The sequence below is a fragment of the Nakamurella sp. genome (genome assembly GCF_048594475.1).
In the GTDB taxonomy this organism is placed as follows: Bacteria; Actinomycetota; Actinomycetes; order Mycobacteriales; family Nakamurellaceae; genus Nakamurella.
The window spans coordinates 1-13,172 of sequence record NZ_JBMDXT010000251.1 but is presented as its reverse complement, the minus strand read 5'-3'; the positions used below and the strand labels follow the sequence as shown (position 1 = coordinate 13,172).

Here is a 13,172-nt window from a genome sequence, read left to right as displayed (position 1 = left end):
GACCGCGTGCACCAGCAGGATGTGCGTGGGCAGGCCGTTGACCTCGTTCAGCATGTCGTGATCATCTCCCCGAGCGGGTCGGCGTGCGCCACCGGCTCCCTGGAATACGCGGACCACGGGCGAACGGTTCGGTCCGCCGGCCCGGACTCGCGGGCGCCGGACGCGGCGGCCCGGGTCATCGGCCGCCCGGCGGGTACCCTCTGGGCTGATCGCACGACCACAGCGCGGGACGGCACGATCGCCGGGTCAGCGGGGCTCCGGCACCCGATCCCGCACGGTCGGAAGGGACACACCAGGATGAAGAAGGTCTACGTCTTCGGCGCCGGGGTGGCTCTCGGGGTGGCCGCGACCCGCCGCACGCGGCGGGCGAAGGAGGCCGCGGCGGCGGCGATGAAGGCCAAGCTCACCCCGTCGGCGATCGCCGCGGACCTCGCCGACGCCATCGCCGAGCTGGGCAACGCGGTCGGCGCCTTCGCCTCCGACGTCCGGCAGGGTGCGGTGAACCGACGGGCCAGCTACCGCCCGCTGGTCGACAACGCCAGCGGCGCCGTGGTGATGGTGCCGCCGGAGGCGCTCGGCCCGGCCCCCGAACCGATCGAACCGCGCATCCCGGGCGGCCTGCCGCCGAGCCGACCCCGGAACCACCCCCCGGCCGAGCCCGGACCGGCGCGCGACCGGTCCCGCCGGGTCCGGCACACGGCCTGATCCGGCGCCGGCCCCGCCGGCCGCCCCGCTGCCCGATCCACCGACCTGTCGGGGGTCGGCGGTAGCGTCGCGGGCAGCGTCCGGCCGTCGGACCCAGGCCGCCGGACACCCCTGAGCAAGCCCAGCACCGTCAGCACCGTCAGCGAGGAATCACCCAGTGCAGACCCACGAGATCCGGCGCCGCTTCCTGGACTACTTCGAGCGCACCGGCCACACCGTCGTGCCCTCGGCGTCCCTGATCAGCCAGGACGCCACGGTGCTGTTCACCATCGCCGGGATGGCGCCGTTCAAGCCGTACTTCCTGGGCCAGAGCACCCCGCCGTTCCCGCGCGCGACCAGCGTGCAGAAGTGCGTGCGCACCGGCGACATCGACAACGTCGGCATCACCACCCGGCACAACACGTTCTTCCAGATGGCCGGCAACTTCTCGTTCGGCGACTACTTCAAGGCCGGCGCGATCAAGCACGCCTGGACCCTGCTGACCTCCCCGCTGGACGAGGGCGGGTTCGCGCTCGATCCCGACCGGCTCTGGGTGACGGTCTACGAGTCGGACGACGAGGCCGAGCGGCTGTGGTTGGAGATCGCCGGGCTGCCGGCGGAGCGGATCCAGCGCCGCGGCATGGCCGACAACTTCTGGTCGATGGGCGTCCCCGGTCCGTGCGGCCCGTGCTCGGAGATCTACTACGACCGCGGCCCGGCCTACGGCGTCGAGGGCGGCCCGGTCGCCGACGAGGACCGCTACCTGGAGATCTGGAACCTGGTCTTCATGCAGGACATGCGGGGGGAGTCAGCAGGCGATGGAAAGGGTGACTTCCCGATCCTGGGGCCGCTGCCGCAACAGAACATCGATACCGGACTCGGGGTCGAACGGCTGGCCTTCCTGCTGCAGGGTGTCGACAACGTCTACGAGACCGACCTGCTCCGGCCGATCATCTCGACGGTCGAGGAGCTGTCGGGCGTCAAGTACGGCGCCGATCACGTGTCCGACGTGCGGTTCCGGGTCATCGCCGACCACGCGCGCAGCGGCATGCTGCTCATCGGCGACGGCGTCACCCCGGGCAACGAGGGACGCGGTTACGTGCTGCGCCGGCTGCTGCGCCGCACCATCCGGTCGGCCCGCCTGCTGGGCGTCACCGACCCGGTGATGCCGACCATCATGGCCGTCGTGCGGGACCTGATGAGCCCGTCCTACCCGGAGCTGGCCACCGACTTCGACCGGATCGAGAAGGTCGCCGCGACCGAGGAGAAGGCGTTCCTGCGGACCATCGCGTCCGGGTCGAAGCTGTTCGAGGTGGCGGCGGCGGAGCTGGCCGACCAGCAGGCCACGGTGCTGCCCGGCAGCACCGCCTTCACCCTGCACGACACCCAGGGCTTCCCGATCGACCTGACCCTGGAGATGGCCGCCGAGGCCGGTCTCAAGGTCGACGTCGCCGAGTTCGAGCGGCTGATGAAGGAACAGAAGGAGCGGGCCCGGGCCGACGCCAAGGCCCGCAAGGGCGGATTCGCCGATCTCACCGAGTACCGGCGGCTGCTCGACCAGGGCGCCACCGAATTCACCGGCTACTCCGAGCTGCAGAGCCAGGCCCGGATCCGCGGGCTGCTGCGGGAGGGCCGGGCGGTGCCGGCCGCGGTGGAGGGGCAGGAGGTGGAGCTGGTCCTGGACCGCACCCCGCTCTACGCCGAGTCCGGCGGCCAGGACTCCGACGCCGGGACCATCGTCGGGGCCAACGGGGCGGCCGAGGTGCTGGACGTGCAGAAGGTCGACCGCAAGCTGTACGTGCACCGCATCCGCATCACCGACGGCGAGTTCACCACGGGCAGCGAGGTGCTGGCCACGGTCGACCCCGAATGGCGGATCGGCGCCCGGCAGGCGCACTCCGGCACGCACGTGCTGCACGCCGCGCTGCGCCAGGTGCTCGGGCCGGACGCGCTGCAGTCCGGTTCCTACAACAAGCCCGGTTACCTGCGCCTGGACTTCGCCTGGGACCAGGCCCTGTCCGCGGCCACCCGCAGCGAGCTGGAGGAGGTCAGCAACCGGGCCGTCCGCGCCGATCTGCCCGTCAAGGTCGTCTACGGCTCCATGCAGGAGGCCCAGGCGATGGGAGCCATCGCCCTGTTCGGCGAGACCTACGACGACACGGTCCGGATCGTGGAGATCGGCGGCCCCTGGTCGGTCGAGCTGTGCGGCGGGACGCACGTCGAGCACTCCTCGCAGATCGGGCCGCTGGCCATCACCGCCGAGTCCTCGGTCGGCTCCGGCCTGCGCCGGGTCGAGGCGGCGGTCGGCATCGAGGCGTTCCACCGGCTGGCCGCCGAGCGCGCCCTGGTCAGCCAGCTGGCCGGCACGCTGAAGGTGCAGCCGGCCGAGCTGCCGGCCCGGATCGAGGCGCTGCTGGACAAGCTCAAGTCGGCCGAGAAGGAGTTGGCCGGGCTGCGCCAGGCGGCCCTGGGCAACGTGGCCGGCACGCTGGCCGCCGGGGCGGTCGACGTCGGCGGCGTCGCCTTCGTCGGCGCGTCCGCACCCGACGGGACGGCCGCCGGTGATCTGCGCACGCTGGCCTCCGACGTCCGGGGCCGGCTGGGGGAGCGGCCCGGCGTCGTCGCGCTGTTCGCGCCCGGTCACGGGTCGGTGCCGTTCGCGGTCGCGGTGAACCCCGGTGCGGTCGGCCGGGGGCTGGCCGCCGGCGATCTGGCCAAGGCGTTCCTGCCGGTGATCGAGGGTCGCGGCGGCGGCAAGAAGGACCTGGCGCAGGGGGCCGGCACCCGGCCGGACCGGGTGCCGGAGGCGATCGACGCCCTGCGGGCGGCCGTGCTGGCGCACGCCGGGTGAGACCGGGCCGGCGCCGCTCGGGCGCCGGTCAGGCAACCATCGGCGGTTCCGTGGCGTCCAGATCTGCGGTGGCCCGACCGGCCCGCCGACCCGGACGAGGAACGATACCCACGCATCGACATGACAGACGCTGACGACGAAAAAGGTTCGGGTGACGCACCCCCGAAAGGCGTGCGTCTGGGGGTCGACGTCGGTACCGTTCGCGTGGGCGTCGCCCGCAGCGACCCCGCAGGAATCCTGGCGACGCCGGTCACGACCCTCAAGCGTCCCGCTCCGGGCGGGTCCCGGCGGCCGTCGGGGGAGCCGGCCGATCCCGCGCCCGACCTGGCGCAGTTGCGGGATCTGGTCGGCGAGTACGACGTGGTGGAAGTGGTGGTGGGCCTGCCCACGACCTTGCGCGGCAAGGAGGGCTCGGCGGTGGCAGCAGCGCGTGCCTACGGTTCCGCTCTGGCGACCCTGATCGCGCCGGTACCGGTGGTCTACGTGGACGAGCGGCTGACCACGGTCACCGCCGATCGGTTGCTCACCGAGGCGGGGGTGAAGGGCCGGAACAAGCGGGCGGTGGTCGACCAGATGGCCGCCACCCGGATCCTGCAGAACCGGCTCGACGAGCTGGCGAGGCGGCGCGGATGACCGACCATTTGATCTTCGGGCGCGAACCCGGCGAGACCGGCGACGTCGACGTCGACGAGCTCAAGGCCGCGCTGGCCGCCGCCCCGGACGCCGATCCCGAGCCGCCGGGGGCCGCCCCTGCCACGCCCGACCCCACCCCCGAGGACCGGGCCCGCACCGCCCGTCGCCGGCACCGCACCTGGCTGGTGTTCGCCGTCGTCGTGCTGCTGGTGATCGTGGCCGGACTCGTCGCCGGGTTCATGATCTGGCGCTCGGGCACCGACGAGGTGCCCGACTACGCCGGCCCCGGCGACACCGAGGTGGTGGTGCGGATCCAGGGCGGCGACGGCATCAAGGACATCGCCCAGACGCTGGTCGGCGCCGGGGTGGTGGCCAGCGCGGAGGCCTTCGAGCAGCAGGCCGCCCTGGACGGCGACGTCCAGGCGCTCAAGCCCGGCTACTACAAGGTCCGGCAGAACGCCTCCGCCCAGGCGGCGGCGGACGCCCTGGTGGCCAAGGAGAACCACGTCGGCCACCTGCGGCTGATCCCGGGCCGCCAGCTGACCGACGTCACCGCCGTCGGCACCGACGGCAGCCAGAACGTGGTCCCGGGCTACATCTCCGAGATCGCCGCGGCCGCCTGCGTGCCGCTCAACGGCCAGCAGGACTGCTTCACCGCCGACGACCTGTGGCAGGTGGCCACGACGGCCGACCCGGCCTCGCTGGGTGTCGTCGAGTGGGCCGCCGACGGGGTGCGGGCCGCGCCCGACCCGCGCAAGCGGCTCGAGGGCACGATCATGCCGGGCGATTTCGACATCCCGCCGGGGTCGACGCCGGAGCAGGCGCTCAAGGCCGTGGTCAGCGCGTCCGCGGCCATGTGGAACGGCACCGACATCATCGCGGACGCCGCCCGGCTCGGGATCACCCCGTACCAGGCCGCGATCATCGCCTCGATCGTCGAGCGGGAGGGCATCACCGCCGACATGCCCAAGGTGGCCCGGGTCATCGACAACCGGTTGGCCGCGGGGATGAAGCTGGAGATGGACTCGACCGTCAACTACGCGCTCGACCGGGCGTCCATCGCGACCAGCGCGGCGGACCGGGCCAACCCCAGCCCGTGGAACACCTACTACGCCGCCGGGCTGCCGCCGACGCCGATCACCTCGCCCGGCCCGAACGCGGTGGCCGCCGCCCTCGACCCCGCGGCCGGCTCGTGGATGTTCTTCGTCAAGATCGACAACACCGGCGCGTCCTGCTTCTCCATCACCGTCGAGCAGCACGAGGCCTGCGTCGCCCAGGCCCGCGCCAACGGGGTGTTCGGGTGAGCGAGGTGCGTCACCGGGCCGCGGTGCTGGGCTCGCCCGTGGGTCACTCGCTGTCCCCGGCGCTGCACCGGGCCGGGTACGCGGCCGCCGGCCTGACCGACTGGCGGTACGAGCCGATCGAGTGCGACGGCGACGCGCTGCCGGAGCTGGTCAGGTCTACCGGCCCGGAGTGGGCCGGATTCTCGGTGACCATGCCCGGCAAGTCGGCCGCCGCGGCGGTCGCCGACAGCCGGTCGGCCCGGGTGCAGGCGCTGGGCGTGGCCAACACCCTGGTCCGGCGGGACGGCGGCTGGTACGCCGACAACACCGACGTCGACGGACTGGTCGGCGCGCTGCGGGCGGCCGGGGCGCCGCCGATCCGGTCGGCGTTGATCCTGGGCGGCGGCGGGACCGCGGCCGCCGTGCTGGCCGCGTTGGCCGAACTGGGGACCTCCGACGTGGCCATCGCCGGCCGGCGGCCGGCCTCCACGACGTCGGCGCAGGCGGTGGCCGGCACCCTGGGCCTGCCGCTGCGGGTGATCGGCTGGGACACCGACGTGGTGGGCGACGCCGGAGCCGGCGCGGACCTGGTCGTGTCGACGGTGCCGGCCGGCGGCGCGGACCACTTCGCCGCGGTCCTGAGTGCGGTACCGGTCCTCTTCGATGTCGTCTACCACCCGTGGCCGACGCCGCTGGCCGCCGGTGGCGTGCCCGGCCGGATCACCGTCACCGGCCTGGACATGCTGCTGCACCAGGCGTTCCGGCAGTTCGAACTCATCACCGGGGTCCCCGCGCCGGTCCACGCGATGCGCGACGGGCTGCGGGCCGGCTCCGGCACGGACCTGCCGCTGCCGGTCTGACCGGTTGACCTCACCCGGCCGCCGTACCCAGGAGAGCTCGTGACGATCCACCCCGACCTCGTCCACGGGGCCGCGGAGCTGGAGCGGACCGCCGCCGGCCTGCGCCCACACCGGCTGCCGGCGTGGGCCCGCGCCCGCGGCGACGCCCAGCTGCAGCTCGTCGAGGCCCAGCCGGCCGGCGTGCGCCTAGTCTTCACCACCACGGTGGCCCGGGTGACCCTGACCGCCCTGGCCACCCGCTTCGGCCTGGCCGGCGTCCCGCCGCGGGCGCCCGGGGTGTTCGACGCGGTCGTCGACGGGGTGCTCGTCGCCTCCGCGAGCCTGTCGCACGCCGTCACGGTCACCATGGATCTGGGCACGGGCCGGTCCACCACGGTGGCAGCCGATCCGGGCGCGATGAGCTTCGACCTCGGCGCGGACGACGGGCGCCGGCGCCGCGTCGAGCTCTGGCTGCCGCATGTCGAATCCGTCGAGCTGATCTCCCTGACCGCCGACGCCCCGCTGGGTCCGGTGCCGCCGGCGGCGACGACATGGGTGCATCACGGCTCCTCGATCAGCCAGGGCTCGAACGCGGCGACGCCGGCGGCCACCTGGGTGTCCATCGCGGCCCGGAGCGCCGGCGTCGGGCCGGTCAACCTCGGGTTCGGCGGCAGCGCCCTGCTCGATCCGTTCGTCGCCCAGGTCATCCGGGACAGCCCGGCCGACCTGCTGTCGGTGAAGATGGGCATCAACATCGTCAACGCGGACCTGATGCGGCGCCGGGCCTTCGCGCCGGCCCTGCACGGGTTCCTCGACACGATCCGGGACGGTCACCCCGACGCCCCGCTCCTGCTGATCACGCCGCTGCACTGCCCGATCCACGAGGACACGCCCGGCCCCGGCGCGTTCGACCTGGCCGCTCTCGCCCGGGGCGTCACCCGGTTCCGGGCCACCGGCGACCCGGCCGAGGTGGCGGCCGGCCGGCTGACCCTGACGGTCGTCCGCGAGGACATCGAGCGGGTGTTCCGTGACCGGGCGGCCACCGATCCGCAGCTGTTCCTGCTCAGCGGCCTCGACCTGTACGGGCCCGGGGACGCCGGCACGCACCCGCTGCCCGACGCCCTGCACCCCGACGCCGCGACCCACCGCCTCATCGGGGAGCGCTTCGCGGCGGCGGTGTTCGGCGCCGGCGGCGCGTTCGGGGCGCCGGTCGCCCGCCCCTGACGTTTCCGCGGAGACGCGGACCGGGGCGTTCGGCGAGCCACCGTGACCTGCCGCCGACGGAGGCGTTTCCGCGGAGGCTTTTCCGCGGAGGCGTTTCCGCGGAGGCGTTTCCGCGGAGACGCGGAGCGGGAGAATGTGGACAACTCCGCGGGGGCCCGGCCGGACGTGAGACGGTGCTGGGCATGCCGTGGTCGCTCGTGCTCGTCGTCGCCGCCGGGGCGGCGATCGGAGCCGTCGCGGGGTGGGCCGGGCGGCGACTGCTGGCCCGGCTGCGCCGCGGTGTCGGGCTGCGGCCCCCGATCCTGGAACTGTCCGCCGCCGGAGTCACCGCGGTCGGCGCCGGGGTGACCTGGCCGGCTCCGACGATCGTGCTCGTGGGCTGGGCCGGCGTGCTGCTGGTGGTGCTGGGCGCGGTGGACATCGCCGTGCACCGGTTGCCGGACGCGCTCACCCTGCCGGCGATCCCGATCACCGCGGCGCTGGTGCTGGGGACCTGGCGGGTGGCGCCGTCCGCGGGCGATCCGCGGACGGCCCTGGTGGCGGCCGCGGTGGTCACCGCGCTGTTTGCCGGGATGGCGGCGCTGGCCCCGCGCGCCATGGGCCGGGGCGACGTCAAGCTGGTGCCGACCCCGGCCCTGCTGACCGGTTTCGTGTCGGTGCCGGCCGCCCTGTGGTGGCTCGTCCTGGCCTTCGGGATCGGGGCCGTGATCGCGGTGGCCGGTCTGGTCACCCGGCGACTGCGACCGGGCTCGGCGATCCCGTTCGGGCCGTGCCTGCTGGCCGGTGGGTGGCTGGTCGTCGCCTGGCCCGGACCCTTCTCTGTCTAACCCTCAACCTGAGGTTGAGGTAGGACGGAGGTCCTTCGGCCCTGGTCGGACGGCCGGGTCGGGGGGAGGCTGCCGGGTATGACGACGTCGTTGCCGGTGGACCGCTCGGGGATGGGTGTGCTCAGTCCCGCCCAGTGTTGGGAGCGGTTGCGGGCGGCCCCGGTCGGGCGGTTGGCCTTCGTCAATCACGACGATCCGGTGATCCTGCCGGTCAACCACGCCGTCGATGGCGAGACGATCGTGTTCCGGACGGCCCGCGGGTCCAAACTGCTGGCCGGCGACGCCGGCGTGCGGGTCGCGTTCGAGGTGGACGGGTTCGACGCCGGGCGGCGGACCGGCTGGAGCGTGCTGGTCCGGGGGACCGCGCTGACCGTGCAGGACACCGAGACCGCGACCCGGCTGGCCCGGCTCGACCTGCGGCCGTGGGCCGACCTGGTCGACCGGTCGCACTGGGTCCGGATCACCGTCCATTCGGTCAGCGGCCGGGAAACCGTCCATCCGTGACCGGCCCGCCGGCCGGAACGGCCGGCGCGGTCAGGGCGCCGGGTGGGCGTCGATGACCCTTCGGCAGCCGTCGGCGTCCAGGTCGAAGACGACCGGCGCACCGTCGACGGGCACGACCGACACCACGATGGTCTCGGGGAACACCTGCACCAGGTTGAACGCGCCACTGGCCCAGGTCCGCTCGTGCCCGGCCGGGCCGAGCGGATCGGTGCGGATGGCGGTGGATCCGGCCACGGCGACGGGGACCCGGCCCAGCGTCCCGGACTGGGCCAGGTGGTGGTGACCGGCCAGGATCAACCGGACGTCGGTCTCCTGCACGGCCCGGGCCAGTGCGTGCCGGGACGCCGATTCCAGCGCGAAATAGCTCAGCAGCGGCGACGGCGGCGGCAGGGGCGCGTGGTGCAGCACGACGACCGTGCCCGCCGGGGCCGGCTCGGCGAGCTCGACGGTGAGCTCGGCCAGGTGCTCGCCGGCCAGCCGGCCCTGCCCGGCCCCGGGCACCGTGGAATCCAGCACGACGATCCGCAGCCCGCCGAGCCGGTGCACCTGCAGGACCGGCCCGTCGTCGCCGCGGCCCAGCAGGCTGCGGTGGAACTCGGCGCGCACGTCGTGGTTGCCGGTCGCGTAGATCACCGGGACGCCCAGCGGTTCGACCGCGGCCCGCAGCCGCCGGTACGCGTCCGGATCGCCGCTGTCGGTGAGGTCGCCGGACAGCACGACGGCGTCGAGCCGCCGCCCGTCCGCGACGGCCGCGCGCAGCACCGCGGCGGCCCGGTCCAGGGCGGCGTCGGCGTCCAGCACCTGGTTGTACCGCACCCCGGGCGAGGTGAGGTGGGTGTCCGAGAGGTGGGCGAGCACCAGGTCCGGCTGCTCGGCCGGCGTGCCGTCGGGGGTCGACCAGGTCATGGTGCTCCTTCGCCTCGCGCGGTCCGGTGCAGCCAGCCGGCGACGTCGGGCAGCAGGTCGGGCAGGTCGGCGGCCCGCATGTCCGCCTCGCCCGTCCCGGAACCGAACCGGTCGATCAGCGCCGTCGACACCCCGGCGACCGGCCCGCCCGCCGCCACCGGGGCCGGCGGCCAGTCCGCGTCGATCAGCAGCACCGGCCGGCCGGCCAGGTCCCCGGACAGGTCGGCGGCCAGCTCCGGGGCGGTCCGGATCGGCAGGCGCCCGGCGAGCTCGAGCGCGTCCAGCACCGGCCCGGTCGCCGGGTCGTCCGGGTCGGCGACCAGGATCGGGTCGGCCTGGCGGGCCAGCAGGTCGAGCAACTCGGGCAGCCCGTCGGCCGGGTCGAGGACCCAGGCGGACCCGGCCAGGTCGAGCCGGGAGGCCCGGCGGGCGGTCGCGATCTGCGCCCCGCTCAGCCCGGCGGCGACGGCCAGGGCCGTCACGGCCCGGTAGCCGGTCACCGGCGGCGGCGCCGGCGTCCACGGGGGCGGCGGTGCCAGGTGCGGCTTGGCCTCCAGGAACGCGCGCATCCCGGCGACGATCGACCGGCCGGGGACCCCGTCGTCCAGCCTGGACTCCAGGTGCCGGGCGAATGCCTGCACACCCAGGTCGTCGTCCTGGGCGACGCCGTGCAACGCCACCGTCACCACCGGGCGCCCGTCCACGCCGGTCAGGATAGGCCGCCCGGCCCGGCGGTCGTCCGGGGCTCGTTCCCACCCGTCTCCCCGGCCCGGCGGTTACCGTTTGCCTGTGCGTGCCATCGAATACCGCCGGACCGGCGACCCGTCCGTACTCACCCTGGTCGAGCGGCCGGAGCCCGACCCCGGGCCCGGCGAGGTCCGGGTCCGGGTGCACCGGTCCGGGGTCAACCCCACCGACTGGAAGTCCCGCCGCGGGACCGGCTCGGTCGGCGCCGACGGGCCGGTCGAACCGCCCCAGGTGCCCGGTCAGGACGGCGCCGGCGTGGTCGACGCGGTCGGCCCCGGCGTCGACGCGGCGCTGGTCGGGCAGCGGGTGTGGATCTGGGAGGCCGCCTGGCGCCGGCCCTGGGGCACGACGGCCGAGTCCACCGTGGTCCCCGTCCGGCAGGTCGTGCCGCTGCCGGATGCCGCCTCCTTCGATCTGGGCGCGGGTCTGGGCATCCCCTTCCTGACCGCGCACCGCTGCCTGACCGTCACCGAGGACGGCCCGGTCACCCTCGGCCCGGGGACGCTCCAGGGCCGGGTCGTGCTCGTGGCCGGCGGGGCCGGAGCCGTCGGCAACGCCGCGATCCAGCTCGCCCGGTGGAGCGACGCCACCGTGATCAGCACCGTCAGCTCGCCGGACAAGGCCCAGCTGGCCGTCGCCGCGGGGGCCGACCACGTCATCGACTACCGCCGCCAGGACGCCGTCGCCGAGATCCGCAAGCTCGTCCCGGCGGTGCACACGGTCGTGGAGGTGGCGCCGGCGCAGAACGCCGCCCTGGACGCCGCCGTCATCGCCCCGCACGGGTCGGTGGCGATCTACGCGAACAACGGCGGCGCCGACGTCACCGTCCCGATCGCCGCGCAAATGGTGCCCAACGCGCGGTGGCAGTTCGTCCTGATCTACACCGCGCCGCCGGCGGCCAAGGCGCGGGCCGTCGCCGACGTCGCCGCGGCGGTCGGCGCCGGGGCGATCCGGGCCGGGCGGGACGCCGGGCTGCCGCTGCACCACTTCCCCCTGGAACGGGCCGCCCAGGCCCACGCCGCGGTCGAGGCGGGTGCGGTCGGCAAGGTGTTGATCGACGTGCGGCCGTGACCGAGCGGGCGGCGGCGACCGCGCGCACCACCCGGATCGCGGTCGGCGCGCTGGCCCTGCTCGGTGGGCTCGTCGCGTTCGTGGCCGGCTTCCTGCCCTGGCTGTCGGCCGGCACGGAGGACGGCGGCACGACGTCGATCACCGGGTGGGGCGGCATCACCGGCAGCAGCCAGATCGCCGGGACCAACCTCAACGACGTGCTCAACGGGGCCGGCACGTACCGGCCGGGCCTGATCGGGCTGATCTTCGGGGTCATCGCCGCGGTGGCCGGTGTGGTGATCATGGCGCACCTGCCCGACGGCCGCCGCCCGCACCGGATCACCGCCGCCGTGCTGACCGGCTGCGGGCTGGTCTGCCTGGGGTTCGGCCTCTGGCGGGGGCTGGCCCCGGGGGACGCATCGGTGTTCGACCCGGGCGAGACGTCGGCCGCCGCCGGGCCGTGGTCGACCGCGGCCGGTGGCGTCCTGATGCTCGTCGCGGCGGCGCTCGTCTTCGCCGGCCGGATCGACGTCGCGGTCGCCCGCCCGGTGCGGCGGGGCATCCAGCCGCGCTGACCGGCGGCCCGGTCAGTCGCCGCCCGGCGGATCCGCGGCCCGGTCGGCCCGCTCGCGGGCGGCGGTCAGCGCCGGGCAACGACCCGCCGAGCGCTCGCAGGCGGTCAGGTCGCAGAGCCGGCAGATCCAGGCACCGCCGGCCTTGGCGAGGACCGCGTTGCGCATCAGGCGACCCAGCAGGGGCTCCAGCACGGCCAGGTCGGCGGCCGCGAACCCGTCGAGCATCCGCGTGAGCAGGTCGCGTCGGGCGCGGGTGACCGCGGCCGCGGCCGCGCGCCCGTCCGCGGTCAGGGTCACGGCCCGGGTCCGGCCGTCCGGGCCGGGGCCGCGAGTGACCAGGCCGTCGGCCGCGAGGCGGTCGACCAGCCGGACGGCACCGGACGGGGACAGCCCGAGCACCTGCCCGACCTGATCGACGGTGGGGGAGTCGAGGAACTCGGCGATCGCCGACAGCGCGGCCAGCGGGGCGGTCGACCCCCGGGCCGGCAGCCCCGCGGCGCCGGCCATGGCGGCCGCGGCCTGATCGGAGATCGTGCCGGCCAGCGCGCCCAGGACGTTGGCCGTCCGGTCCAGTTCGGTCACCGGTGGATCATCGCCGGTCCCGGCCGGTGGGCCCACCGGCCGGGCCGGCCGGATCGCGCTCAGGGCAGGTCGTACTCGACGTGGAGCGGCATGTGCGGGTAGTCCTCGTGGGTGGACCGGCTGGTCACCGACCCCGAGATGCCGGCCAGCCCGCCCGTGCCCGACCCGGGGACCACGGCGAGTCGACCGTCGGCCGTGGTGCCGTCATAGGTGCCCGACCCGGTCAGCACGAACGTCCCGGCGCGCCCGTCGAGCACCGCGGACACCTCCATCACCGTGACGTAGCTGCTGCCGCCGTCCGCGGCGTAGTACAGCAGGGCCTCGTAGGTGGCCGACCGCAGCGCACCCGGTCCGTCCGGGTGGTCGCCGGCCGGGCCGAGCCGGACCTGCGCCCGGCTGAACCTCCGGCCGTCGGCGAGCTCGCGGGTCGGCTGCTCGTCCCAGGATTCGATCGCCAGCGCGGTGTC

At 75.1% G+C, this 13,172-nt stretch carries 14 protein-coding genes; 10 read left to right on the top strand and 4 right to left on the bottom strand.

The window, feature by feature from the left end; all coding sequences use genetic code 11:
- Nucleotides 1–297: 297 nt before the first annotated feature.
- The 8 genes from ACOJUF_RS11580 (at nucleotide 298) to ACOJUF_RS11545 (ending at nucleotide 8,845) form a co-directional block, all read left to right on the top strand.
- Nucleotides 298–705 (top strand): hypothetical protein, encoded by a 408-nt coding sequence (locus tag ACOJUF_RS11580; RefSeq protein ID WP_420122000.1) that lies wholly within the window; start codon nucleotides 298–300, stop codon nucleotides 703–705.
- A 157-nt stretch (nucleotides 706–862) separates the two neighbouring features.
- Entirely contained in the window at nucleotides 863–3,535 is a 2,673-nt protein-coding gene (alaS, locus tag ACOJUF_RS11575) for an alanine--tRNA ligase (RefSeq protein WP_420121999.1), read from the top strand.
- 171 nt (nucleotides 3,536–3,706) lie between these two features.
- Nucleotides 3,707–4,168: a Holliday junction resolvase RuvX gene (gene ruvX / locus ACOJUF_RS11570; protein WP_420121998.1), complete on the top strand. Its 462-nt coding sequence runs from the start codon at nucleotides 3,707–3,709 to the stop codon at nucleotides 4,166–4,168.
- A complete protein-coding gene (locus ACOJUF_RS11565) occupies nucleotides 4,165–5,472 on the top strand; it encodes an endolytic transglycosylase MltG (RefSeq protein WP_420121997.1) in 1,308 nt (435 codons plus the stop codon). The genes ruvX and ACOJUF_RS11565 overlap by 4 nt, the downstream gene beginning before the upstream one ends.
- Entirely contained in the window at nucleotides 5,469–6,311 is an 843-nt protein-coding gene (locus ACOJUF_RS11560) for a shikimate dehydrogenase (RefSeq protein ID WP_420121996.1), read from the top strand. The genes ACOJUF_RS11565 and ACOJUF_RS11560 overlap by 4 nt, the downstream gene beginning before the upstream one ends.
- Nucleotides 6,312–6,350: 39 nt before the next feature.
- Nucleotides 6,351–7,514 (top strand): SGNH/GDSL hydrolase family protein, encoded by a 1,164-nt coding sequence (locus ACOJUF_RS11555; RefSeq protein ID WP_420121995.1) that lies wholly within the window; start codon nucleotides 6,351–6,353, stop codon nucleotides 7,512–7,514.
- A 182-nt stretch (nucleotides 7,515–7,696) separates the two neighbouring features.
- Entirely contained in the window at nucleotides 7,697–8,341 is a 645-nt protein-coding gene (locus ACOJUF_RS11550) for a prepilin peptidase (RefSeq protein WP_420121994.1), read from the top strand.
- A gap of 78 nt (nucleotides 8,342–8,419) precedes the next feature.
- Complete coding sequence (locus tag ACOJUF_RS11545; RefSeq protein ID WP_420121993.1) at nucleotides 8,420–8,845, top strand: pyridoxamine 5'-phosphate oxidase family protein; 426 nt, start codon at nucleotides 8,420–8,422, stop codon at nucleotides 8,843–8,845.
- A 30-nt stretch (nucleotides 8,846–8,875) separates the two neighbouring features.
- On the opposite strand, the gene ACOJUF_RS11540 is transcribed toward ACOJUF_RS11545, so the two are convergent.
- Both ACOJUF_RS11540 and ACOJUF_RS11535 read right to left on the bottom strand, forming a co-directional pair.
- Nucleotides 8,876–9,751, bottom strand: a complete 876-nt coding sequence (locus ACOJUF_RS11540; RefSeq protein ID WP_420121992.1) for a metallophosphoesterase family protein — start codon at nucleotides 9,749–9,751, stop codon at nucleotides 8,876–8,878.
- Nucleotides 9,748–10,455 (bottom strand): hypothetical protein, encoded by a 708-nt coding sequence (locus ACOJUF_RS11535; protein WP_420121991.1) that lies wholly within the window; start codon nucleotides 10,453–10,455, stop codon nucleotides 9,748–9,750. Before ACOJUF_RS11535 ends, ACOJUF_RS11540 begins: the two co-directional genes overlap by 4 nt.
- A gap of 85 nt (nucleotides 10,456–10,540) precedes the next feature.
- On the opposite strand from ACOJUF_RS11535, the gene ACOJUF_RS11530 reads away from it, so the two are divergent.
- Both ACOJUF_RS11530 and ACOJUF_RS11525 read left to right on the top strand, forming a co-directional pair.
- Nucleotides 10,541–11,569, top strand: a complete 1,029-nt coding sequence (locus tag ACOJUF_RS11530; RefSeq protein ID WP_420121990.1) for an NADPH:quinone reductase — start codon at nucleotides 10,541–10,543, stop codon at nucleotides 11,567–11,569.
- Nucleotides 11,566–12,123 (top strand): hypothetical protein, encoded by a 558-nt coding sequence (locus tag ACOJUF_RS11525; protein WP_420121989.1) that lies wholly within the window; start codon nucleotides 11,566–11,568, stop codon nucleotides 12,121–12,123. Before ACOJUF_RS11530 ends, ACOJUF_RS11525 begins: the two co-directional genes overlap by 4 nt.
- A gap of 12 nt (nucleotides 12,124–12,135) precedes the next feature.
- Here the strand turns inward: ACOJUF_RS11525 and ACOJUF_RS11520 are convergent, their stop codons facing one another.
- Together ACOJUF_RS11520 and ACOJUF_RS11515 are read right to left on the bottom strand one after the other, a co-directional pair.
- Nucleotides 12,136–12,705, bottom strand: coding sequence for a MarR family winged helix-turn-helix transcriptional regulator (locus tag ACOJUF_RS11520; protein WP_420121988.1), 570 nt, complete (start codon nucleotides 12,703–12,705; stop codon nucleotides 12,136–12,138).
- A 59-nt stretch (nucleotides 12,706–12,764) separates the two neighbouring features.
- Nucleotides 12,765–13,172, bottom strand: a 408-nt coding sequence (locus ACOJUF_RS11515; RefSeq protein WP_420121987.1) for a DUF3224 domain-containing protein, incomplete at its 5' end; no start/stop codon positions are given.